Here is a 21,478-nt window from a genome sequence, read left to right on the forward strand (position 1 = left end):
AAGGGGACAGGTGACATGTCTCGTTCAGAACATGCCCGCGTCCGGGTGACCGGCTTCCAGCCGGTCCAGATGCTCGCCGTGGTCGTCGGCCTGGTCTACCTCGCGCTCGGCATCGCCGGGTTCGTGCGCACCGGGCTCGGCGACTTCACCGGCAACCAGGACCACACGGTCCTGGGCTTCATGGTCAACCCGCTGCACAACCTGGTCCACATCGTCGTCGGTGTTCTCGGCCTGCTGTTCGCGGCGTCGTCGGCTTCGGCGCGCACCTTCGGCTGGATCCTGTTCGTCGGCTTCGGCCTGGTCGGGATCTGGGGCCTGATGATCACCGGGGTCATCGCGTCGAACCCGGTGTCCGGTCTGGGCAACCCGCTCAACCTCAACGCGGCCGACAACTGGCTGCACCTGGTCAGCGCGGTGCTGGGGCTGGTCATGGCGATCATGCCGGCCCGCAAGCGGGCCCACGTGGAAACCACCGGCACCGCGACCGCCACGACGGTGCAGCAGCCGCTCGTCACCGGGGACGAGGTGCCCGGCAACGCGGACGTGCCGACCCGCCCGGTCCCGCAGCAGACCGAAGCGGCGGCCGGCCGCCACCGTCCGTCGCGCTGGAAGATGCACCGGCCCGGGCGCACCGCCCACTGATCGTCGGGCAGACTGCCCCGCGTGAGCGGAACGGTGCTGGTGCTCGGCGGGCGCAGTGAGATCGGCCTCGCCGTGGCGCGGAAACTCGTGGACGGTGGGGGGAAGTTCGTGCTGGCGGCCCGGCGCAGCGGCGACCTCGATGCCGAGGAGGAGTCACTGCGCCGGGCCGGCGCCACGGAGGTGGCGCGGGTCGAGTTCGACGCCGACGACGTGTCCCGGCACCGGCGTGTGCTGGACTCGATCGTCGCCGAGCACGGTCCACTGGAGACGGTCGTGGTGGCGTTCGGGCTGCTGGGCGACCAGGAGCGGGCGGAACGGGACGCGGCGCACGCGATGGCCGTGATCCACACCGACTACGTCGCGCACGTGAGCATCCTGACCGAGCTGGCCAACCTGCTGCGCGAGCAGGGATCCGGCCGGCTCGTCGTGTTCTCCTCGGTCGCCGGGGTCCGCGTGCGGCGCGCGAACTACGTCTACGGCTCGGCCAAGGCCGGGCTGGACGGGTTCGCCAGCGGGCTCGCCGACGCGTTGCACGGCAGCGGCGTGCGGCTGCTGCTCGTCCGGCCGGGCTTCGTGATCGGCCGGATGACCGAAGGCATGTCCCCGGCGCCGTTCTCCAGCACCCCGGAACAGGTCGCCACCGCGACCGTCCGCGCACTGCGGCGCGGGCGCGGCGAGGTGTGGGTGCCGCCGGTGCTGCGCCCGGTGTTCTTCCTGATGCGCCTGCTGCCGCGCGCGGTGTGGCGGCGGATGCCCCGCTGAGGGTCAGCCGCCGAGCAGGCCGCCCACCAGACCACCGACGACGCCCAGCAGCCCGCCGTTCTGCTGCGGCTTGGACGGCGTCGTGGTGCTGGACCGGGTCGGCTCCTGGGACGACGACGAGCTGGAGGTCGTGCTCCCCGGCGTCGTGGTCGTCGCCGGCTGCTGGCTGCTCGTGCCCGTGCCCGCGGTAGTGCCCGTGGTCGTGCTCGCCGCCGGAGCCGGGGCCGCCTGCGTGGTCGTGGGCGCGGCGGTCGAACCACCGGTGCTCGACCTGCCGGTCCGCGACTGGCCGCCGGAGCTGCTCGCACTGCCCGCACTACTCGCACTGCTCGTGCTGCCCGTGCCGGCCTGGCTCTGCGGCTGTGCCTGCGATTGCGAAGAGGCGCTGCCCGACGGCGGCAGGCTGGGGCTGCTCGACGGCGTGCCGGTGGCCAGCAACTGCTGCTGGGGCGCGGAGATCGTGCTGGTCGGCGCCCGGCCCGTGCTCGTGTCCGGGCCACCGCCCGAGCCGCCCGGCGACGCCGTGTCGTGCAGGTGCCCGGTGGTCAGCGAAGTCGCGGCGACACCGCACAGCGCGGCCACGCCGGCCGCGATCGCGCCGATGCGGCCGACCTTGCGCCGGTCCCACTTGCTGCCCGGCTCGCTCTCGCGGCGCAGGATGCTCGCGGCCGGGATGCGCACGGTCGGCGCCTCGGCCATCTCCGGGGTGATGCCGGAGTCGTCGTCCTCGTCGTACTCCGGTTCGGGCTCCGGCGCCGGCTTCTTCGGCAGCTTGACGGCGGTGAACTCCTGCGTGACACCTTCCCGGTGCAGCAACTCCGCGACACTGATCCTGCGCGTCGCGGCACTCGCCTGAGTGTCTTTGTCGTCGCTCGTCACGCTGAACCTCTCCCAATCCGATTACTGCCCGCGACATGATTACTGTTGTTATCAGTTCGTTGCCTTATCTCGTGATCGAGGTCACACGCTTTGGGTCGAATGCCGTACTGGGCGTGACGACCCGGTCGCGGAGCCGACCCGATACTGTGACGCCGATCGCCGGGAGCGCGGAGGTGGAGTCGTGGCGGGCCGCAACCCCTTCTCGTGGGTGAGCAGCGTGGCGGACTGGTTCGAGCAGCGCGGCGTCTACGTGCCCGGCGAGGACAACCACAGCGTCGACCCGTGGCGTGACTTCGGCTGGCTGATCGTCGCCTGGCTGCTGGGGTGCGGCACGTTCATCCTCTTCCTGGCACTGGCGGTGTGAACTCGTCCGGGTGAGAGAGCCATCACCGGCGTGCCGTTCCGATCACGGATCGGCCACAGCCCGACACCAGGTCCGCGTCAACCCCGCGCCGTGCCTCGCACCCGCTCGCCGGTAAGGACAGAGTGGAGCGCGCCCCGGCCGAAATACCTACCCCGAACGGCCCAGCCGGGAGCGGCTGAAGAAGTGAGGAAGTGGCCCCTGTGCGCACCCCGAAGCACGCGATGGCCGCTGTCGTCCTGGTGGCGGTGACCGCGTGCGGGGCGCCGGCGCCGGTCGAGAGCGGGTCGACGAGCACCGGTGGTGATGTCGCGCTCCAGCAGGCGCTTCCGGCGCTGCGCACACTCGACTTCGGCGGCCAGTTCCGGTTCGACGACGGGGTGGCGGTGTCGGTGTCGGCGCCGAAGCCGTTCCGGCCCAGCAGCAGCGCCTATCCGCGCAGCGACCGGGCGGTCGCGTTCGAGATCATCATCCGCAACGAGGGCGACCAGCCGTACCGGCTGTCCGGGTTGACCGTGACCGCCACCGTCGGGGAGGTCGCGTCCAAACAGGTCGTGGACTCCACGCAGGGTTACAGCGGGATCGTCGAGGCGGGCAAGGACGTGCAGCCCGGCCGGGACGTGCGGCTGAGCCTGGCGTTCACCGCGCCACCGCAGCCGGCCGAGATGAAGCTGACGCTGCGGCCGACCGCGACCAGCCCGGTGATCGCCGTGTACTGCGGGCCCGCCTGAGCCGGTCCGGATACGCTCGGGGCATGACCGACCAGCAGCGTCTCGCCCCCGGCGACCAGGCTCCCGACTTCACCCTCCCGGACAGCACGGGCAGGCAGGTCTCGCTGTCGGACTACCGGGGCAAGCAGGTCGTGGTGTACTTCTACCCCGCGGCGGGCACGCCCGGGTGCACCAAGCAAGCCTGCGACTTCCGGGACAACCTCGGCGAGCTCGACGGCGCCGGCTACCAGGTCCTCGGGATCTCCCCGGACAAGCCGGAGAAGCTGGCGAAGTTCGCCGAGGCGGAGCAGCTGAACTTCCCGCTGCTGTCCGACCCGGACAAGGAGGTCCTCACCGCGTGGGGCGCGTTCGGTGAGAAGAAGAACTACGGCCGCGTCGTGCAGGGCGTGATCCGGTCGACCTTCGTCATCGACCCGGACGGCAAGATCGTGAAAGCGCTGTACAACGTCCGGGCGACCGGCCACGTGGCGAAGCTGCTCAAGGACCTGAAGATCGCCGGCTGACGCTCCCCGGCCGGCACGGTCTCCCACGCTGTGCCGGCCGCTCGCGGCTGGTGGTCACATCACCCTGCGGTAGGCGTCCACCAGCTGCTTCTCGGCGTCGTCGAGGTAGGCGGCCAGCAGCTTCTCCGCCGCCAGGCCGTCGCCGGTGCGCAGCGTTTCCAGGATCTCCCGGTTGCGCTCCAGGTACGGCTCGTGGAAGGGCTGCGGGTCGGCCATCACGTGGAACACCAGCCGCAGCTCGGCGAGCAGGCCGCGCACCAGCTCGTCGACGCGCGGGCTGCCCGCGAGCGTGATCAGCGCCTGGTGGAAGTGGATGTTCGCGGTCCCCAGCTCGCGCCAGGCCTGACGCTTGCGCGCGTCCTCCCCGTCGGCGACCGCGGCTTCGACCGCCTGCAGCTTGTCGCCCGGCGGGCTGGTGATCTCCCGCAGCACGGCGCACTGCACGAGCTTGCGCACCTTGTACAGGTCGGTCACGTCCTCGATCGACAGGCGCCGCACGAAGACGCCCCGGTTCAGCTCGTGGATCAGCAGCTTCTCGTGCGTGAGCAGCCGGAACGCCTCGCGCAGCGTGTTGCGCGAGACCCCGAGCGCCCCGCCGATCGCCTCCTCGGACAGACGGCTGCCGGGCTCGAAGAAGCCCTCCGTGATGCGGGTACGCAGGATGTCCGCCAGCCGTTCGGCGGTGCTGGTGCGCCCCAGCAGCAACCGGTCCGCTTCGAGGCCGGTGCTGAGGATCGAGCCCATGGACTCGGCGTCGGTGCTCACTCGAAGCCTCCGGTTTCTGGGGGGTTGATCGGCGTTACGCAAAGTTAACCAGTGGATCGAAGGCCGGTTCAACCTGCGACTTGTTCTACGAAAAGTCTATCCAACCGCTTCGAAGCGACGGTCGTGTTCCTCGAAAGTATTGACGGATCGTTCAACAATCCCTAACTTCATGACCTACCTCACTCCCCTTCGATGGATGGACATCGTGATGACCGCTTCAACTGAGACCACGGACAAGCGCTCACTGCGCCGCGCGTTCGTGGCGAGCTTGTCCGGCACCACCCTCGAGTACTACGACTTCGCGGCCTACTCGGTGGCCGCCGCGACGCTGTTCGGCAAGCTCTTCTTCCCCTCGGGAGACGCGCTCGCCGGCACGATGGCGGCGTTCTCCACGTACGCGGTCGGCTACCTGGCCCGCCCCCTCGGCGGGTTCGTCTTCGGCCGGCTCGGCGACAAGCTGGGCCGCAAGCAGGTACTCGTGTTCACCCTGCTGCTGACCGGTATCGCCACCTTCCTGATCGGTGTCCTGCCGACCCACGCCTCCGTCGGCGGCTGGGCCGCCGTGCTCCTGGTGCTGCTGCGCTTCGCGCAGGGTGTCGGTGTCGGTGGTGAGTGGGGCGGCGCGGTGCTGCTCTCCAGCGAGTTCGGTGACCCGAAGAAGCGCGGCTTCTGGGCCTCGGCCGCGCAGATCGGCCCGCCGGCCGGCAACCTGCTGGCCAACGGTGTGATCGCGCTGCTGACCGCCGTCCTGACCGCCTCCGCGTTCGAGTCCTGGGGCTGGCGCGTCGCGTTCCTGCTGTCCGGCGTCCTGGTGCTGTTCGGCCTGTGGCTGCGGATGAAGCTCGAGGAGACCCCGGTCTTCAAGAAGATCGCCGAGAGCGGCGAGAAGCCGAAGGCCCCGCTCAAGGAGGTCTTCACGCAGGAGCCGCGTGCCCTGATCGCCGGCATCCTGGTCCGCATCTGCCCGGACGTCCTGTACTCGCTGTTCACGGTCTTCGTCCTCACCTACATGACCAGCGAGCTGCACATGAGCCGCGGCCAGGGCCTGACCGCGGTGATGATCGGCTCCGCGTTCCAGCTGTTCCTGATGCCGGCCGCGGGTGCGCTGTCCGACCGGTTCAACCGCCGCACGATGTACTTCGTGGGCACGATCGCCGCGGCGATCTGGCCGTTCCTGTTCTTCCCGCTGGCGGGCACCAAGTCCTACCTGGCCATCGCCGTCGGCATGGTCGTCGCACTGGCGATCCACGCGCTGCTCTACGGCCCGCAGGCCGCGCTGATCACCGAGCAGTTCTCCGAGCGCCTGCGCTACACCGGCAGCTCGCTGGCCTACACCCTGGCCAGTGTCCTCGGTGGCGCGGTGGCCCCGCTGATCTTCACGGCCCTGCTCGCCAGCTACGACTCCTGGGTCGCGGTGGCGCTGTACGTCGTGGTGACCGCGGTGCTGACCGGCATCGGTGTCGCGCTCAGCCGCAAGGCGCCGGAGGAGACGGTCGCGGTCCAGGCCGAGACGGCGGAACTCGCACGATGAGCGCCCCCGCGACCACCGCCACCATCGATCTGAACTGCGACGTGGGCGAAGGGTTCGGCGCCTGGCGGATCGCCGATGACGAAGCCCTGCTGGACGTCGTGACCGGCGCCAACGTGGCCTGCGGCTTCCACGCCGGCGACCCCTCCACCATGCGGCACGTGTGCGAGGCGGCGGTGAAGCGCGGGGTCACGATCGGAGCCCACGTCGGGTACCGGGACCTGGCCGGGTTCGGCCGCCGGTTCCTCGACGTGGACCCCGTCGAACTGATCGACGAGATCCTCTACCAGCTGGGCGCGCTCGACGCGCTGGCCGGCGCGGCGGGCGGCGAGATCGCCTACGTCAAGCCGCACGGCGCGCTGTACAACGCCATCGCCACGCACGAGAAGCAGGCGGGCGCGGTGGCCGAGGCGGTGTGGCAGTACGACCCGACGCTGCCCGTGCTCGGGCAGCCGGGGTCCCGGTGGCTGGCGCGGGCCGCCGAGGCCGGGCTGTCCACCATCGCCGAGGCGTTCGCCGACCGCGGGTACTCGCCCGACGGCCGGCTCCTCCCCCGGCGCGAGCCGGGGGCGGTGCTGACCGACCCGGACGAGGTGGCCCGCCGGTGCGTGCGGCTGGTGCGGGACGGCGAGGTGGTGGCCGTGGACGGCACGGTCATCCCCCTCCAGGCGGGCTCGCTGTGCGTGCACAGCGACACCCCGGGCGCGGTGGCGCTGGCCACCGCGGCCCGCACCGCGCTGGTGTCGGCCGGGGTCGAGGTGCGGAGTTTCGCATGAACATCCGGCGATGCGGGGACCAGGCACTGCTCATCGACGTCGGCGACACCGGCGGCATCGACGCGGTGCTCGGCCTGTACTCCGCCCTGTCCGACCCTCGTCCCGACGGCGTCACCGAGCTGGTGCCGGCGGCGCGCACCCTGCTGGTGCGCTTCGACCCGGCCGTGATCCCGGCCGGTGAGCTCGTCGAACTGCTGCGGGACACCGAACCGGTGCCCTCGCACGCGGTCCGCGGCGAGCTGGTCGAGATCCCGGTGTTCTACGACGGGGCCGACCTGGCCGAGGTCGGCAAGCACACCGGCCTCGGCGCGGACGGTGTCGTCGAAATGCACACCGCCGCCGAGTACACGGTGGCCTTCGGCGGGTTCGCCCCCGGGTTCGGCTACCTGACCGGCCTGCACCCGAAGCTGCACCTGCCGCGGCGGGCCGTCCCGCGGACGCACGTCCCGGCCGGGGCCGTCGCGATCGCCGGTGAGTTCACCGGGATCTACCCGCGGTCCTCGCCGGGCGGATGGCAGCTGGTCGGCCGGACCGAGGTCCCGCTGTGGGACCCGGCCCGCCGCCCGCCCGCCCTGCTGCGGCCGGGCACCCGCATCCGTTTCCGGGAGGTTCGATGATCGAGGTGGTGCGGCCGGGGCCGTTGACCACGGTGCAGGACCTGGGACGTCCCGGACTGGCCGCCCTGGGGGTCGGCCGGTCCGGGGCGGCCGACCGGCGGTCGGCCGCGCTCGCCAACCGGCTGGTCGGCAACCTGGACGGCGCCGCGGTCCTGGAGACCACCTTCGGCGGGCTGGTCCTGCGGTTCCGGCAGGTGGCGCGGGTCGTGGTGACCGGCGCGCCGTGCCCGATCCGCCGGGGCAGCCGCGGCGAGGCGATGAACGCGCCGTTCACCGTCTGGCCGGGTGACGAACTCACGCTGGGCATGCCCACGTCCGGTCTGCGGACCTACGTGGCGGTGCGCGGCGGGATCGGCGTGGACAAGGTGCTCGAGTCGCGCTCGACGGATCTGCTGGCGGGTCTGGGGCCCGCGGCGCTGCGTGCGGGCGACGTGCTGCCCATCGGGCGGGACGAGTGCGGGCCGCTGCCGTCCGTGGAGGTCGCGCCGGTGCCCGACCCCGCCGGGTTCGACCTGACGGTGCGGGTCATGCCCGGCCCGCGTGACGACTGGTTCACGCCCGAGGCGCTGCGGACCTTCTCGACCGCGACCTACGAGGTGACGTCGGACAGCAACCGCGTCGGCGTCCGGTTCACCGGCCCGGTGCTGGAACGCGCCCGCGAAGGCGAGCTCCTCAGCGAAGGCATGGTGCCCGGCGCGATCCAGGTACCGCCGTCCGGGCTGCCGCTGGTGTTCCTCGCCGACCACCCGGTGACCGGCGGGTACCCGGTGATCGGGGTCGTCCTGACTGACGACCTGCCGGTGGTGGCGCAGGCCCGGCCCGGGCAGTCGGTGTCGTTCCGGCTGGTGTCCGCCGAACTGCCCGCCGCCGCGCCCAGGGCGGTCGCGGTCTGACTTCCCGGAGGCCACCGCCGGCGGCGGTGGCCTCCGGGGTCCACCTCAGACGAGCTCGCGCAGCGCCGGGAGCAGCGCCCGCAGCGCGCGGCCCCGGTGCGAGGCGGCGTCCTTCTCCTCCGGCGCCAGCTCCGCCGACGTGCGGGTCTCCCCCTCCGGCACGAAGATCGGGTCGTAGCCGAAACCGTTGGTACCACGGGGTTTCCGGATCAGCGCGCCCCGCCACTCGCCGCGGACGACCGTTTCCCTACCGCCCGGCCGGACGAGCGCCGCCGCGCACACGAACGCCGCTCCCCGGCGCTCCTCCGGGGTGTCGGTCAGTTGCGCGAGCACCAGGTCGAGGTTCGCCTGGTCGTCCCCGTGCCGCCCCGCCCAGCGCGCGGACAGCACGCCCGGCATCCCGTTCAGCGCGTCCACCGCCAGGCCCGAGTCGTCCGCGACGGCGGGCAGCCCGGTCGCCGCGACCGCGTCCCGCGCCTTGGCCACGGCGTTCTCCTCGAAGGTCGCGCCCGTCTCCGGCGCCTCGGGGAACTCCGGCACGTCGTCCAGTCCGACCACCTCGAGCCCCTCGGCACCGTCAAGGCCCTCGGCGGCGAGGATCCGCCGCAGCTCGCCGAGCTTCTTGGCGTTGCGCGAGGCCAGCAGCACCCGGCTCACTTCGCGCCCTTCTTCTTGCCCGCGACCGGCTCCGGCAGCTCGTACGGGTACGGCTCGCCCAGCGCGGCCTGCTGCAGCCGCGTCAGTTCGGCACAACCGGCCTGCGCCAGGTCCAGCATCTTGTCCAAAGTGGAGCGCGTGAAGGTCGCGCCCTCACCGGTGCCCTGCACCTCGATGAGGGTGCCGGCGTCGGTGCAGACGACGTTCATGTCGACCTCGGCCCGCGAATCCTCCTCGTAGGGCAGGTCCAGCCGCACGCGCCCGTCCACCACGCCGACGCTGACCGCGGACACCATCGCCGAAAGCGGTTGCGGATCGGCGAGCCGGCCCGCCGCGGCGAGCCAGGTGACCGCATCCGCCAGCGCCACGTAGCCGCCGGTGATCGCGGCCGTGCGGGTGCCGCCGTCGGCCTGGATGACGTCGCAGTCCAGCTGGATCGTGTTCTCGCCCAGCGCGGACAGGTCGATGCAGGCCCGCAGCGCCCGGCCGATGAGCCTGCTGATCTCGTGTGTCCGCCCGCCGACCCGGCCCTTGACCGACTCGCGGTCGCTGCGGTCGTGCGTGGCCGAGGGCAGCATCGCGTACTCGGCCGTCACCCAGCCCAGTCCCGATCCGGCCCGCCACCGCGGCACACCTTCGCTGACGCTCGCCGCGCACAGCACCTTCGTGTTGCCGAACTCGATGAGCACCGAGCCGGCCGGCCACTGCTGGAATCCCCGCGTGATCTTCACGTCGCGGAGCTGGTCGTCGTTCCTGCCGTCTTTTCGCACCACGCGTGCAGCGTAGAACCCCGCTAATGTGCCTGTTCATGCGCGCCGCCTTCGCGACCCTGCTCGCCTGCCTGCTCGCCCTGACCGCCGCACCCGCCACCGCCGGGGCCACCACCTGCACCACCACCCTGACCTGCACCGCCGCCGACATCGACGGCATGACGATCGCGCAGCGGCTGACGTTCGTGCGTGAGCTCGCCGCGGGCCCGGCCGCGGACGTCGTCCCGGGGTACGCGCCGCGCTGGCGCAACATCGAGGGCGTGCTCGAGTTCTTCGCCGACCGCGGCCTCGGTGCGTCCGGCACGTGGGTGTCCTTTGTGGATGCCGGGATCCTGGAGGGCGTCGAACGGGGCATAGCGCTGGCGCGCGGGGACAGCACGGACACCTACGGCAACCCCGGCGCGCCCTTGTGGGCGAGCTACCTCACCCGCTTGCGTGACGGGAAGCTGTCCGGTCGCTCGGTGCACGACCGCGCGTGGAGCGAGGCCGAGCAGGCGTCGACCGAGCACGGCGTGGTACTGGCCGAGCACGTGCACGGCGTCGCGGCCACCCCGGTCGAGGAACGCTTCTACCAGTTCTCCGAGTTCTACCGCTGGACCCTGCGCAACCGCCCGATGCTGCTGGACCTGCTCACCCCACCGGTGGGCCCGGGCGATCAGCGCCAGCTCACGTTCCTCGACTGGTTCACCGACGTCACCAACGACGAGCCCGCCCACCGCGGCTCGCACCTGGCCTACGACCTCGCGGAGTTCGACGTACCGGGCGGCGCGCTGGACTTCGTGGCGCTGTTCCACGCCTACGCCGCCGCGCTGGCCGCGGACTACCTCCCGGCGTAAGTCAGCCCACGGGGTCGGACGGGTGCCACGGCGCTGCGGCACACCTCAGATGTCGTAGACCGCGCCGCGCTCGACGAGCGTCGCCGCGGGGAAGGCCGCCGTCGCCTCGGCGAGGATCGCGTCCCGGTCGCTCCACGGCGCCACGTGCGTGATGAGCAGGCGTCCCACGCCCGCGTCCCGCGCCAGCTCACCCGCCTGCTTGCCGGACAGGTGCACGCCCGGCGGCCGGTCGGCCGCGTCGGTCCAGGACGCCTCGGCCAGCAGCACGTCGACGTCCCGGACGAGGCCGGTGAGCGTGTCGCAGGGACCGGTGTCACCGGTGTAGGCCAGCGTCCGGTCCCCGTGCCGCACCCGGAGCCCGAACGCCTCGGTCGGGTGGTCGACGGGGATCGCGGTGATCTCGAACGGCCCGATCGTGACCGGCTCGGTGGACAGCGCGGAGAACTCGAAGACGTCGGACAGGTCGGTCTCGGCCAGCTCGGTCTCGTTGGGCGCGTAGGCCATCGCCAGCCGCACCGGGGCGTTGGCCGGGGCGTGCACCGGGAGCCGGCGGCGGGTGGCGTCGTAGGGCGGCGCGGGGTGGTAGCGCCGCAGGACGGTCAGCGCGCCGAAGTCCGCGCAGTGGTCGGGGTGCAGGTGCGACAGCACCAGTGCGCCGAGGTCGAACGGGTCACGCCGCCGCTGCAGCTCGGCGAACACGCCGTTGCCGAACTCCAGTCCGAGCAGGAACCCGTCCGCCTCGAGCAGGTAGCCGGACGCGGGCTCGCCCGGTCCGGGAACACTGCCCGAGCAGCCGAGGATCGTCAGTCGCACGAGATGACACCCTGCCAGCTCAGGCGCTGATCGGCGAGAGCACGCCGGGCGCGAATCCCATGAAGCGCCGCGCGAGCCGGACGAACGGCTCCGGTGAGCCGGTGGCGATGAACTCGTGCTGCGGCGGTTCGTCCCGTTCGGCGAGCATGTCCTGTTCGGTGAGCACGCGGACGAGGTCCTTGGCGGTCTCCTCGGCGCTGGAGACGAGCGTGACGTCCGGCCCCATCACGATCTGCAGCACGCCGGTCAGGAGCGGGTAGTGCGTGCAGCCCAGCACCAGCGTGTCGACTTCCGCGCGCAGCAGCGGCTCGAGGTAGCCCTCCGCGAGGCCGAGCACCTGGCGCCCGGAGGTGACGCCGCGCTCCACGAAGTCGACGAACCGGTGGCAGGCCACGCTGGTGATCGTCACGTCGCGCGCCGCCGCGAAGGCGTCTTCGTACGCCCGCGACCGGATCGTCCCCGCCGTCCCGATCACGCCGATCCGCCCGGTGTGGGTCGCGGCCACGGCCCGCCGCACGGCGGGCAGGACGACCTCGATCACCGGCACGTCGTAGCGCTCGCGGGCGTCCCGCAGGCACGCGGCCGACGCCGTGTTGCAGGCGATGACCAGGGCTTTCACGCCGTCCTCGACGAGCTTGTCCAGCGACGCCAGCGCCAGCTCGCGGGCACGGGCGATGGGCAGCGGCCCGTACGGGTTGTGCGCCGTGTCGCCCACGTAACGCAGCTGCTCCGACGGCAGCTGGTCGAGGATCGCGCGGGCGACCGTGAGGCCCCCGACGCCGGAATCGAACACACCGATCGGGGCCTCGCGATTGCTCACGAGGTCGAGGGTACCGCCCGCGGGCGGCCGGCCCGGGCGGCGAACCGGGCGGCGAGGACCCCGCCGAGCGCGCCGAACAGGTGCGCCTGCCAGGAGATGCCCGGCTGCCCGGGCAGCACGCCCCACAGCATGCCGCCCCACCCGATCAGCAGCACGGCGGCCACCAGGATCTGCGCGAACGAGCGGTTGAACAGCCCCCGCACCAGCAGGTACGCCAGCCACCCGAAGGCCAGCCCGGACGCGCCGATCGTGACCGTGCCCGCCCCCGCCGTCAGCCACACGCCCAGGCCGCTGACCAGCCAGATCGTGGCGGTCACGAGCGCCCAGCGGGCGATCCCGGCGGCCATCGCGAGGAAGGCGAACGCCATCACCGGCACGGTGTTGGCCAGCAGGTGCGACCAGCTGCCGTGCAGCAGCGGCGCCCACACCACGCCGTCCAGCCCGCCGAGCGAGCGGGGCACGATGCCCTCGGCGTCGAGCCGGTTGTGCAGGGCGACGTCCACGGCCTCCACGACGTACAGCAGGGCCGTGAAGGCCAGCACGACGAGCGCGGCGGTCTTCGGTTTCGCCGGCAGGACGCGTTTGGCCCCCTCGGCCGGGGGTGCGGGCAGCGTGCTCATGACCTCCACGGTAGGAGCGGCCCGGCTTCGCGGAATCGGGAGAAAACCCTGAATCGCGCGGTGAGGATTCGCTTGCACGGTGTTGAAGTCCGTCTAACGCGGACGAAACGCGGGCGCGGTTCCCTGGGCGACAAGGGACCACCACAGCCGGGAGGAACACCCGTGACGAGCATCTACGAACAGATCGGCGGCCAGGAAGCGCTCGTCGCCGTCGTCGACGACTTCTACGAGCGCGTGCTCGACGACGCCGAGCTGGCGCCCTTCTTCACCGGCACCAATCTGCCGCGGCTGAAGGGCATGCAGGTCGAGTTCTTCGCCGCCGCGCTCGGCGGGCCCGACGAGTACCGGGGCCGGTCGATGAAGGACGTGCACCGCGGCCGCGGCATCGGCCGGCACCACTTCGACCTGGTCGCCAAGCACCTGAGCGAGTCGCTGCTGGCGGCCGGGGTGCCCGCGGAGACCACGACCACGATCATCGGTGCCGTCGCCCCGCTGTCGGCGGACATCGTCTCCCCCGGCGCCTGAACCCGCGGACGCCCCCTTCCGGTGAACCGGGAAGGGGGCGTCCGGGTGTGTGACTCAGGCCCAGAGCTGGCCGTCGAGGCGCTCGGCGGCCTCGTCGACGCTCCCGGCGTACGCGCCGGTGGACAGGTACTTCCAGCCGGCGTCGGCGACGATGAACGCGATGTCGGCGCGCTCGCCCTTGGCGGCGACCTTCTCGGCCACGCCGAGCGCGGCGTGCAGGACCGCGCCGGTGGAGATGCCGGCGAAGATGCCCTCGTGCTCGAGCAGCTCACGCGTGCGGCGCAGCGCGTCGTAGGCGCCCACCGAGTAGCGGCCGTTGAGCACGTCCGGGTCGTACAGCTCCGGCACGAACCCCTCGTCGAGGTTGCGCAGCCCGTACACCAGCTCGCCGTAGCGCGGCTCGGCGGCGATGATCTGCACGTCCGGCTTCTGCTCGTGCAGGTACCGGCCCACGCCGACCAGCGTGCCCGTGGTGCCCAGGCCGCCGACGAAGTGCGTGATGGTCGGCAGGTCCTTGAGCAGCTCCGGGCCGGTGCCGCGGTAGTGCGCCTCGGGGTTGGCCGGGTTGCCGTACTGGTAGAGCATCACCCAGTCCGGGTTCTTCTCCGCCAGTTCCTTGGCGCGCCGCACCGCCTCGTTCGACCCGCCCGCGGCGGGCGAGAACACGATCCGCGCGCCGTAGGCCTGCAGCAGCTGCTTGCGTTCGGCCGAGGTGTTCTCCGGCATCACGCACACCAGGCCGTAGCCCTTGAGCTTGGCGGCCATGGCCAGGGAAATACCGGTGTTGCCCGAGGTCGGCTCGAGGATCGTGGACCCCCGGCGCAGCCTGCCCTCGCGCTCGGCGGCCTCGATCATGGCCAGCGCGGGCCGGTCCTTGATCGAGCCGGTCGGGTTGCGGTCCTCGAGCTTGGCCCACAGGCGCACGTCGTGCGTCGGGGACAGCCTCGGCAACCCCACCAGCGGCGTGCCGCCGAGGGCGTCGAGCAGCGATTCGTAGCGGGCCATGGCCTAGCGGGCGCCGCCGGCCACCGCGGGCAGGATGGTGACGGTGTCGCCGTCCTTGACCTCGGCGTCCAGGCCGCCGGCGAAGCGCACGTCCTCGTCGTTGACGTAGACGTTCACGAAGCGGTGGAGCTTGTCCTCCTTGACCAGGCGGGCCTTGAGGCCGCCGTGCCGCGACTCGATGTCGTCGATCACCTCGAGCACGGTCTTGCCGGACGCCTCGACCGACTTCTGGCCATCCGTGTGGGTACGCAGGATGGTGGGGATGGACACGGTCACGGCCATGAGTAACTACCTCCGCTTGGGTTTCTTCCAGGTCTGACGTCCGGCTGCCCGGCGTTATTCCGTGATCTCCACCGGCTCCTCGGTGACGACCCCGTCCACGATCCGGTACGACCGGAACTCGTGCGTCTCAGGGTCGCGGGTGGAGACCAGCACGTAGTGCGCGTCGGGCTCGGAGGCGTAGGACACGTCGGTGCGTGACGGGTAGGCCTCGGTCGCGGTGTGCGAGTGGTAGATCACGACCGGGACCTCGTCGTTCGCGTCCATCTCGCGGTAGAGCTTGAGCAGGTCACCGGAGTCGAACTCGTAGAACGTCGGCGAGCGCGCCGCGTTCAGCATCGGGATGAACCGCTCGGGGCGGTCGGAACCCTCGGGACCGGCGATCACGCCGCACGCCTCGTCCGGGTGGTCCCGGCGAGCGTGGGCGACGATCTCGTCGACGAGTTCACGGCGGATCCGAAGCACGACGGTTATCTTACGTGCCGGACACCGGGGGTTCACAGAGTGAGACTGCGCACGCCAGCGCGACGGCGTCCTGGGCGTGCGCGAGCCACCCGAGCGTGACGTCCCGCCCGCTGACCGGGAACCGCGCCCAGGCACGCCCGTCACGCCACCGGGGTTTGCGCAGGTAGAGGACCTGCGCGTGACCGAAGGTGATCATCCAGGCCCGCAGCCAGGCCGGATCGAGCGTGACCGCCGGCGTGCCCGGCCAGCCGCGCACGATCGCCCGGACCGCGGCCGTCACGCTCTCCCGCATCGCCGCGCCGTGCCGCTCGCGGAACCCTCGCGCCTCCCGGAGGAGCAGGTGGGCGTCGGGGAACAGGTCCTCGTTCCGCAGCGGCCGGCCGCCGAGGCGCCCGGTGTCCAGCGCGGTCAGCAGCTCACCGGCGATCGCGTAGAGGCACTCGCCGACGTTCGGGGACATCTGGACCAGGACCTGGCCGCCGGGCAGCGCGTGCGCGTCGAGGAAGTCCACGTCAGACGCCCTGCACCGTGGCGTGCAGGCCGAGCACCTGCAGCTCGGCGACCAGGCGCTCGGCCTGCTCCCGGGACGCGAACCGGGTGAGCTCGGCCAGGCCCTCGTGGTGCACCACGCCGGCGAACTCCAGGCCCCGCTCGACCGGCAACCCGACCGTGCTGTGCAGCGCGTAGACCACCGACTGGAAGGAGTTCACGTGGTCGTCGTGCACCACGACGGCCCAGGCCCGCTCACGCTTCACGGCCTCATGATCGCGCCCCCGGCAGGCGCGTTACGCGAAGGCCTCCGGCCACACGTCCCGGTACGCGGGCACGCCCGCCACACCCTCGGCGCTGATCAGCCCGTGCACGCACGCCCGGGCGAAGACCCGCGCCGCGGCCCCGCACAGCTCGTCCAGCGCCGCCGCGCGCGTGGTCACCCCGAACGGTCCCGAGGCCTCCGGCAAGTCTCGGGCGCCCGTGGCCAGCGCGAACACCGTGTCGCCGTCGAACATCGAGTGCGCCGGCCGCACCGCGCGCGCCAGGCCGTCCTGCGCCGCGACCGCCAGGCGGCGGCATTCGGCCTTCGACAGGTCCGCGTCGACCGCCACCACGCCGATGGTCGTGTTCAGGTCCGTCGCCTGCCCGGGCACCGACGCGGCCCGTTCCGGCCAGCTCACCCCGAACTCGCCGTCCACCTCGTGGTCGGCCGCGAACGGCCGTCCCGTCTCGAACGCGACCGCCTCGCCGCGCGCGTTCACCACCGCCAGCGCCCCGACCACGAAGTCGCCCACCCGCTCGCTCGCGGAACCGACCCCGCCCTTCAGCGACCCGACCGCCGCCCCGGCCCCCGCGCCGACACTGCCCTGCCGGACCGCGACACCCGCCGCTTCGCAGGCGGCGTACCCGAACGACGGGTCCGGCCGGTTGCCCCACGCGCTGCGCGGCAGGTCGAAGATCACCGCGCCGGGCACGATCGGCACCACCTCGTGCGGCTCGGCCCCGACCTGGAACCCGCGCTCGTGCTCGCTCAGCCACCGCATGACCCCGTCGGCCGCCGCGAGACCGTAGGCGCTGCCGCCGGACAGGCAGATCGCGTCGACGTGGCGGACCAGGTTCTCCGGCTCGAGCAGGTTGGTCTCGCGCGTGCCGGGCGCGCCGCCGCGCTGGTCGACCGCCCCCGTGGTGCCCGGCGGCGTGAGCACGACCGTCGTCCCGGTGGCCCAGCCGTCCCCGATCCGGTGGTGGTGCCCGACGAGCACCCCGGGCACGTCGGTGATCATGCCGTCAGCGCCTGCACCAGGCTTTCCTGCACCCAGGTCAGCCAGTGGTAGACGCCCAGGTGCGGCGACCGCGGGTCGTCCTCGGGCAGCTCCTCGGGCATGTCCTCGGTGACGTCCAGCGCGGTCCCCAGCGCCAGCCGGACGTCGTTGAGCGCCGCGAGCCACGCGTCGGCCTGCTCGTAGGTCAGCTTCACGTCACCGCCGTCGCGCGGCAGGGTCTCCATGACCACCGTGGCGACGCCGACCTTCGCGTCCACCAGCTCGGGCTCGTGCAGCGACCGCAGCGCGCTCGCCGAGTCGAGCACCTCCTGGCTGGGGGTGTCCGGGTCGATCTTGTGGTAGTCGGGCAGCAGACGGGACAGCACGGGGTCGTCCGGGGACTGCGACGGGCCGGTGCGGATGCCGGTCAGCTCGGCCAGCGGGTCCTGCGGCGCCTCCTCGGCGCGCGCCCGCAGCATGTCCTCGAGCTGGCTGACCAGGCCGCGCAGCACCGCGGCCTCCTGCTGCTCGAACCCGGCGTGCACGCGCCCGCCCTTGCGCTGCCAGCCCCTCACGAAGTGTGCTCCATCGTCGCCCACAGGCCGGCCGCGTGAAGTCTGGTCACGTCGCCCTCGACCTTCTCCTTCGTGCCCGACGACACCACCGCGCGCCCCTTGTGGTGCACGTCCAGCATCAGCTTGGTGGCGTGGTCGCGGCTGTACCCGAACAGCTTCTGGAAGACGTACGTCACGTACGACATCAGGTTCACCGGGTCGTTCCAGACGATCGTCTGCCACGGCTTGTCCTCGGCACCGGTCTCGACACCGATTGGTTCAACCTGCGTCTGTTCGGATGCGACAGGCGTGGTCATGCGACCCATGGTGTCACGGAACCGGCACAACGTGGACCGGTGGTGGGTCTGTTCGGGTGATTCGGCCGGACGCGCAACTACCTCATAGTCTGAACGCATGGGTTTCCCCGAGACGCACGGCAGCACCGCCCTGCTGACCGACCACTACGAACTCACCATGCTGGGCAGTGCCCTGGCCGACGGCACCGGCGACCGGCAGTGCGTGTTCGAGGTCTTCGCCCGGCGGTTGCCCGCCGGACGGCGCTACGGCGTGGTCGCCGGCACCGCCCGCGTGCTGGACGCGATCGCCGACTTCCGGTTCACCGACGCCGAGATCGACCAGCTCGCGGCCACCGCCGTCGTCGACGACGACACCCTGTCGTGGCTGGCGAACTACCGGTTCAGCGGCGACGTCGACGGCTACCCGGAGGGCGAGCTGTACTTCCCGGGCTCGCCGATCCTCACCGTCCGGGGCACGTTCGCCGAGGCGGTGCTGCTGGAGACCGTCGCGCTGTCGATCCTCAACCACGACAGCGCGATCGCCTCCGCCGCCGCACGCATGGCGTCGGCCGCGCACGGCAGGCCGATCATCGAGATGGGCGGCCGCCGCACGCACGAGTGGGCCGCGGTCGCCGCCGCGCGCGCCGCCTACATCGGCGGTTTCGCCACCACGTCGAACCTGGAGGCCGGCCGCCGCTACGGCCTGCCGACCCGCGGCACGGTCGCGCACGCGTTCATGCTGCTGCACGACAGCGAAGAAGACGCCTTCCGCGCCCAGGTCGAGAAGATGGGCACCGACACCACCCTCCTGGTCGACACCTACGACATCACCCGGGGCATCGAGACCGCGGTGCGCGTCGCCGGCACCGACCTGGGCGCGATCCGCATCGACTCCGGTGACGTCGGCGTGCTGGCCCGCAAGGCGCGCGAGCAGCTGGACTCGCTCGGCGCGCGGGACACCCGGATCGTGGTGTCCGGCGACCTCGACGAGCACGCGATCGCGGCACTGCGCGCCGAGCCGGTCGACGCCTACGGGGTGGGCACCTCCGTGGTCACCGGGTCCGGCGCCCCGACCGCGGGCATGGTCTACAAGCTGGTCGAGGTCGACGGCCGCCCGGTGGCCAAGCGCAGCGAGAACAAGGCCTCGCGCGGTGGCGCCAAGTCCGCACTGCGCCGTCACAAGCCGACCGGGACGGCGATCGAGGAGGTCGTGTACGCGGCCGGGCAGCGGCCCGAGGCCGGTGAGCACGACCGCGAACTGCCCATCCCGCTGGTGCGCGGCGGCAAGCCGGTCGACGACCTGCCGACGCTGGACGACAGCCGTCAGCGGCTGCGCGACGGCCTGGTCAGCCTGCCGTGGGAGGGGCTCAAGCTCTCCCACGGCGAACCCGCGATCCCCACCGTGTTCCCCCAGGAGGCCTGATGAGCCGGGCACTGATCGTCGTGGACGTGCAGAACGACTTCTGCGAGGGCGGCGCGCTGGCCGTCGCCGGCGGGGCGGAGGTGGCCGCGAAGATCAGCGAGCACCTCGCCCGCGGTGGTTATACGGCGGTGGCCGCGACGCGCGACTACCACATCGACCCGGGTGCGCACTTCAGCGAGAACCCGGACTACGTGCGGTCGTGGCCGCGGCACTGCGAGGCCGGGAAGCCGGGCGCCTCGTTCCACCCGGCGCTCGACGTCGGCCCCATCACCGCGGTGTTCTCGAAGGGCCAGTACAGCGACGGGTACTCCGGGTTCGAGGGGCACACCGACGCCGGCGAGCAGCTCGCCGACTGGTTGCGGGAACGGCAGATCACCGAGGTCGACGTGGTGGGCATCGCGACCGACCACTGCGTGCGGGCCAGCGCGCTCGACGCCGCCGCGGCCGGGTTCTCGGTGCGCGTCCTGCTCGACCTCACCGCCGGTGTGGCGCGGGAGACCACCGACCGGGCGCTGGACCAGCTGCGCGCCGCGGACGTGGACCTCGTGGGCACCCCGCGGGTCGGCTGATGCGCACCGTGCTGCGGAAGCACAACAACCGCTTCCGGGAGCGCCTGGCGACCAGCCGGGTGCTGGCGATCCTGCGCGCCGAGGACGCGTCCTGGTTCGCCGACGCGGGCCAGGTCGTCTACGACGCGGGCCTGCGCGTCATCGAGGTGGACCTGGCCACGCCGGGCGCGCTGGACGCGATCGGCACCCTGCAGGTCGAGCTCGGTGCGGACGCCCTGATCGGTGCGGGCGGGGTGCGCACCGTGGCGGACGTCGACCGGTGCGCCGCGGCCGGCATCGACTTCGTCGCGACCACCACCTTCTGGCCGGACGTGCTGTGGCGGGCGCAGGAGTGCGCGATGCCGATCGTGTGCGGTGCGCTCACCCCGACCGAGGTCGACGCCGCGTGGCGGTACGGGCCGGCCGCGGTGAAGCTCTTCCCGGCGGGCACCTCCGGTGGCGCGCGGTACCTCGAGGAGGTCCGGTCCACGCTGCCGGAGGTGCCGCTGGTGCCCGCCGGCGGCGTCGCCTTGTCCGATGTGGACGATCACCTGGGTGCCGGCGCGCTCGCGGTCGGGGTGGCGTCGGCGCTGTTCGGCGACGCGGTCGACGGCGGCCGCCTCGACGAGCTGGCGAAGCGCGCCTCCCACCTCGCCGCGATCGCGGACCGGTACGCCTGATCGGTGACCGACTGCTCGCCCCAGATTCCGAGCACGTCGTCGACCAGCTGGAACGCCAGGCCCAGGTCGGCGCCGATCGCCGCGCTGGCGGACAGCAGCGCGGTCTTGCCGCCCGCCATGTCCAGGCACTCGTCGAGGGTGACGTCGTCGCGCTGCTCGAAGGCCACGTCCAGCACCTGGCCGCGGATCAGTTCGCCGACCGCCTCGGACAGCAGCCGCGCCCCGCGCCGCCCACACCGTCGGCCGGTGCCGCCGCCAGGTGTCGCCGTCCACCAGGTCGTCGTGCAGCAGCGACGTCAGAGGCCGAACGGCGAGCAGCGGGCCGAGCCGACGAGGATGTCGCCGGAGGCCGGGCCGCCCTGCGGGAACAGCTTGATGTGCATGGCGTTCGTGGTCAGGCTGCCGTCCGCGGGCGAGGGCACGACCAGCTCGTTGAGCACGACCTCGGCGATCGGCGGCGCGTCCGGCGTCGCGCCGGGGATCGTGATCGTGTGGTTGGCCGGGATGCTCTCCGGCACCGTGATGCCGGTGACCGCGCCCAGCTCCATGTAACCGTTGCTGCCTTTGGCGGTGGTGGTGCAACCGGCGCCGAACGTCCCGGCCTTGATGACCGGCCCGCCGTAGGGCTGCAGCACGCTGGTCTCGAACCGCTGCCCGGTGACCTTGACGCTCGCGGTGCCGTCGGTGTTGCGGGTGCACGTGGTGTCGCTCGAACCGTACGACGTCTTCCCGCCGACGGTGACCGGGTCCGTGTGGCCGGACGGCGTCCGGTCCACGACGCACGTCGCGAGCGGGTCGGCGTGCGCGGGCGCGGCGTCGACCGTGATGTCCACCGCGCCTACCGAACCGGCGCCGGTCGCGGTGGTCTGCTGCGCCTGAGCGCTCGCCGGGACGCCCACCACACCGCCGCAGAGGAGTGCTGCCACCACGATCCGCCTGGCCCGCCTCATGAGCCGCTCCTTTCGATTCGCCGGGA

Annotated in this window: 30 protein-coding genes and 1 pseudogene; 14 read left to right on the forward strand and 17 right to left on the reverse strand. The window is 72.3% G+C overall.

All coding sequences use genetic code 11. The features are described from left to right. Positions 1-15 precede the first annotated feature (15 nt). Both FB470_RS04440 and FB470_RS04445 read left to right on the forward strand, forming a co-directional pair. Positions 16-642, forward strand: a complete 627-nt coding sequence (locus tag FB470_RS04440) for a DUF4383 domain-containing protein (RefSeq protein WP_306988962.1) — start codon at positions 16-18, stop codon at positions 640-642. Positions 643-663: 21 nt separating this feature from the next. Then, the gene (locus FB470_RS04445; RefSeq protein ID WP_306988963.1) at positions 664-1,404 is read left to right on the forward strand and encodes an SDR family NAD(P)-dependent oxidoreductase; all 741 of its coding nucleotides are present in this window, start codon (positions 664-666) and stop codon (positions 1,402-1,404) included. Positions 1,405-1,407: 3 nt separating this feature from the next. On the opposite strand, the gene FB470_RS04450 is transcribed toward FB470_RS04445, so the two are convergent. Continuing rightward, entirely contained in the window at positions 1,408-2,283 is an 876-nt protein-coding gene (locus FB470_RS04450; RefSeq protein ID WP_306988964.1) for a hypothetical protein, read from the reverse strand. A 181-nt stretch (positions 2,284-2,464) separates the two neighbouring features. On the opposite strand from FB470_RS04450, the gene FB470_RS04455 reads away from it, so the two are divergent. The 3 genes from FB470_RS04455 to bcp all read left to right on the forward strand — a co-directional run bounded on the left by FB470_RS04455 (position 2,465) and on the right by bcp (position 3,878). Beyond that, positions 2,465-2,647: a hypothetical protein gene (locus FB470_RS04455; protein WP_306988966.1), complete on the forward strand. Its 183-nt coding sequence runs from the start codon at positions 2,465-2,467 to the stop codon at positions 2,645-2,647. Positions 2,648-2,847: 200 nt separating this feature from the next. Then, positions 2,848-3,375, forward strand: a complete 528-nt coding sequence (locus FB470_RS04460) for a hypothetical protein (protein WP_306988967.1) — start codon at positions 2,848-2,850, stop codon at positions 3,373-3,375. A 23-nt stretch (positions 3,376-3,398) separates the two neighbouring features. After that, the gene (bcp, locus tag FB470_RS04465; protein ID WP_306988969.1) at positions 3,399-3,878 is read left to right on the forward strand and encodes a thioredoxin-dependent thiol peroxidase; all 480 of its coding nucleotides are present in this window, start codon (positions 3,399-3,401) and stop codon (positions 3,876-3,878) included. A gap of 54 nt (positions 3,879-3,932) precedes the next feature. Here bcp and FB470_RS04470 read toward each other — a convergent pair whose 3' ends face one another. After that, positions 3,933-4,622 carry a GntR family transcriptional regulator gene (locus tag FB470_RS04470; RefSeq protein ID WP_370876651.1) on the reverse strand — a complete coding sequence of 230 codons (690 nt, stop codon included), beginning with the start codon at positions 4,620-4,622 and terminating at the stop codon, positions 3,933-3,935. A 229-nt stretch (positions 4,623-4,851) separates the two neighbouring features. On the opposite strand from FB470_RS04470, the gene FB470_RS04475 reads away from it, so the two are divergent. Genes FB470_RS04475 through FB470_RS04490 form a run of 4 tightly spaced genes read left to right on the forward strand, consistent with a single transcriptional unit; the run spans position 4,852 to position 8,457 of the window. After that, complete coding sequence (locus FB470_RS04475; RefSeq protein ID WP_306988971.1) at positions 4,852-6,174, forward strand: MFS transporter; 1,323 nt, start codon at positions 4,852-4,854, stop codon at positions 6,172-6,174. Beyond that, positions 6,171-6,947: a LamB/YcsF family protein gene (locus FB470_RS04480; RefSeq protein WP_306988972.1), complete on the forward strand. Its 777-nt coding sequence runs from the start codon at positions 6,171-6,173 to the stop codon at positions 6,945-6,947. The genes FB470_RS04475 and FB470_RS04480 overlap by 4 nt, the downstream gene beginning before the upstream one ends. Then, entirely contained in the window at positions 6,944-7,564 is a 621-nt protein-coding gene (pxpB, locus tag FB470_RS04485; RefSeq protein ID WP_306988973.1) for a 5-oxoprolinase subunit PxpB, read from the forward strand. Before FB470_RS04480 ends, pxpB begins: the two co-directional genes overlap by 4 nt. Next, a complete protein-coding gene (locus FB470_RS04490; RefSeq protein ID WP_306988974.1) occupies positions 7,561-8,457 on the forward strand; it encodes a 5-oxoprolinase subunit C family protein in 897 nt (298 codons plus the stop codon). The genes pxpB and FB470_RS04490 overlap by 4 nt, the downstream gene beginning before the upstream one ends. A 45-nt stretch (positions 8,458-8,502) precedes the next feature. Here FB470_RS04490 and rdgB read toward each other — a convergent pair whose 3' ends face one another. Then, positions 8,503-9,114, reverse strand: coding sequence for an RdgB/HAM1 family non-canonical purine NTP pyrophosphatase (gene rdgB, locus FB470_RS04495; RefSeq protein WP_306988975.1), 612 nt, complete (start codon positions 9,112-9,114; stop codon positions 8,503-8,505). Then, a complete protein-coding gene (rph, locus tag FB470_RS04500) occupies positions 9,111-9,887 on the reverse strand; it encodes a ribonuclease PH (RefSeq protein WP_306988976.1) in 777 nt (258 codons plus the stop codon). The genes rdgB and rph overlap by 4 nt, the downstream gene beginning before the upstream one ends. Before the next feature lie 35 nt (positions 9,888-9,922). Between rph and FB470_RS04505 the strand changes: the two genes are divergently transcribed. Beyond that, positions 9,923-10,720 carry a hypothetical protein gene (locus FB470_RS04505; RefSeq protein WP_306988978.1) on the forward strand — a complete coding sequence of 266 codons (798 nt, stop codon included), beginning with the start codon at positions 9,923-9,925 and terminating at the stop codon, positions 10,718-10,720. Positions 10,721-10,765: 45 nt separating this feature from the next. Here the strand turns inward: FB470_RS04505 and FB470_RS04510 are convergent, their stop codons facing one another. From FB470_RS04510 to FB470_RS04520, 3 genes are read right to left on the reverse strand one after another with little or no spacing between them, the layout of a single operon-like run. Further along, positions 10,766-11,533: an MBL fold metallo-hydrolase gene (locus FB470_RS04510; protein ID WP_306988980.1), complete on the reverse strand. Its 768-nt coding sequence runs from the start codon at positions 11,531-11,533 to the stop codon at positions 10,766-10,768. A 19-nt stretch (positions 11,534-11,552) separates the two neighbouring features. Beyond that, positions 11,553-12,353, reverse strand: a complete 801-nt coding sequence (murI, locus tag FB470_RS04515) for a glutamate racemase (RefSeq protein WP_306988982.1) — start codon at positions 12,351-12,353, stop codon at positions 11,553-11,555. Further along, positions 12,350-12,973: a rhomboid family intramembrane serine protease gene (locus tag FB470_RS04520; RefSeq protein WP_306988984.1), complete on the reverse strand. Its 624-nt coding sequence runs from the start codon at positions 12,971-12,973 to the stop codon at positions 12,350-12,352. Before FB470_RS04520 ends, murI begins: the two co-directional genes overlap by 4 nt. Positions 12,974-13,135: 162 nt before the next feature. On the opposite strand from FB470_RS04520, the gene FB470_RS04525 reads away from it, so the two are divergent. Next, entirely contained in the window at positions 13,136-13,498 is a 363-nt protein-coding gene (locus tag FB470_RS04525) for a group I truncated hemoglobin (RefSeq protein ID WP_306988986.1), read from the forward strand. Positions 13,499-13,552: 54 nt separating this feature from the next. On the opposite strand, the gene FB470_RS04530 is transcribed toward FB470_RS04525, so the two are convergent. Genes FB470_RS04530 through clpS form a run of 8 tightly spaced genes read right to left on the reverse strand, consistent with a single transcriptional unit; the run spans position 13,553 to position 17,872 of the window. After that, the gene (locus tag FB470_RS04530) at positions 13,553-14,503 is read right to left on the reverse strand and encodes a PLP-dependent cysteine synthase family protein (RefSeq protein ID WP_306988988.1); all 951 of its coding nucleotides are present in this window, start codon (positions 14,501-14,503) and stop codon (positions 13,553-13,555) included. Positions 14,504-14,506: 3 nt separating this feature from the next. Further along, positions 14,507-14,785 carry a MoaD/ThiS family protein gene (locus tag FB470_RS04535; RefSeq protein ID WP_306988990.1) on the reverse strand — a complete coding sequence of 93 codons (279 nt, stop codon included), beginning with the start codon at positions 14,783-14,785 and terminating at the stop codon, positions 14,507-14,509. A 54-nt stretch (positions 14,786-14,839) separates the two neighbouring features. Then, the gene (locus FB470_RS04540) at positions 14,840-15,247 is read right to left on the reverse strand and encodes a M67 family metallopeptidase (RefSeq protein WP_026153893.1); all 408 of its coding nucleotides are present in this window, start codon (positions 15,245-15,247) and stop codon (positions 14,840-14,842) included. Positions 15,248-15,257: 10 nt separating this feature from the next. Then, complete coding sequence (locus tag FB470_RS04545) at positions 15,258-15,758, reverse strand: hypothetical protein (protein ID WP_306988992.1); 501 nt, start codon at positions 15,756-15,758, stop codon at positions 15,258-15,260. A 1-nt stretch (position 15,759) separates the two neighbouring features. Beyond that, the gene (locus FB470_RS04550) at positions 15,760-16,002 is read right to left on the reverse strand and encodes an ATP-dependent Clp protease adaptor ClpS (protein ID WP_306988994.1); all 243 of its coding nucleotides are present in this window, start codon (positions 16,000-16,002) and stop codon (positions 15,760-15,762) included. Between the two features lie 30 nt (positions 16,003-16,032). Then, entirely contained in the window at positions 16,033-17,022 is a 990-nt protein-coding gene (locus FB470_RS04555; RefSeq protein WP_306988996.1) for a P1 family peptidase, read from the reverse strand. Next, positions 17,019-17,576 (reverse strand): DUF2017 domain-containing protein, encoded by a 558-nt coding sequence (locus tag FB470_RS04560; RefSeq protein ID WP_306988998.1) that lies wholly within the window; start codon positions 17,574-17,576, stop codon positions 17,019-17,021. The genes FB470_RS04555 and FB470_RS04560 overlap by 4 nt, the downstream gene beginning before the upstream one ends. Continuing rightward, positions 17,573-17,872 carry an ATP-dependent Clp protease adapter ClpS gene (clpS, locus tag FB470_RS04565; protein ID WP_306989000.1) on the reverse strand — a complete coding sequence of 100 codons (300 nt, stop codon included), beginning with the start codon at positions 17,870-17,872 and terminating at the stop codon, positions 17,573-17,575. Before clpS ends, FB470_RS04560 begins: the two co-directional genes overlap by 4 nt. Positions 17,873-17,969: 97 nt before the next feature. Here clpS and FB470_RS04570 point away from each other — a divergent pair, with 97 nt between their 5' ends. From FB470_RS04570 to FB470_RS04580, 3 genes are read left to right on the forward strand one after another with little or no spacing between them, the layout of a single operon-like run. Next, positions 17,970-19,274, forward strand: a complete 1,305-nt coding sequence (locus tag FB470_RS04570) for a nicotinate phosphoribosyltransferase (RefSeq protein ID WP_306989001.1) — start codon at positions 17,970-17,972, stop codon at positions 19,272-19,274. Then, positions 19,274-19,843 (forward strand): isochorismatase family protein, encoded by a 570-nt coding sequence (locus FB470_RS04575; RefSeq protein ID WP_306989003.1) that lies wholly within the window; start codon positions 19,274-19,276, stop codon positions 19,841-19,843. The genes FB470_RS04570 and FB470_RS04575 overlap by 1 nt, the downstream gene beginning before the upstream one ends. Further along, on the forward strand, positions 19,843-20,502 hold the full coding sequence (locus FB470_RS04580) for a bifunctional 4-hydroxy-2-oxoglutarate aldolase/2-dehydro-3-deoxy-phosphogluconate aldolase (protein ID WP_306989004.1): 660 nt from the start codon (positions 19,843-19,845) through the stop codon (positions 20,500-20,502). Before FB470_RS04575 ends, FB470_RS04580 begins: the two co-directional genes overlap by 1 nt. Here FB470_RS04580 and FB470_RS35970 read toward each other — a convergent pair. Beyond that, a pseudogene (locus FB470_RS35970) lies at positions 20,472-20,796 on the reverse strand (polyprenyl synthetase family protein); the annotation flags it as partial. The gene FB470_RS04580 and the pseudogene FB470_RS35970 sit on opposite strands and share 31 nt — an antisense overlap. A 2-nt stretch (positions 20,797-20,798) precedes the next feature. Further along, positions 20,799-21,452 carry a hypothetical protein gene (locus FB470_RS04590; RefSeq protein WP_306989006.1) on the reverse strand — a complete coding sequence of 218 codons (654 nt, stop codon included), beginning with the start codon at positions 21,450-21,452 and terminating at the stop codon, positions 20,799-20,801. Positions 21,453-21,478: the final 26 nt, after the last annotated feature.

It is taken from the genome of Amycolatopsis thermophila (assembly GCF_030814215.1).
Taxonomy (GTDB): Bacteria; Actinomycetota; Actinomycetes; order Mycobacteriales; family Pseudonocardiaceae; genus Amycolatopsis_E; species Amycolatopsis_E thermophila.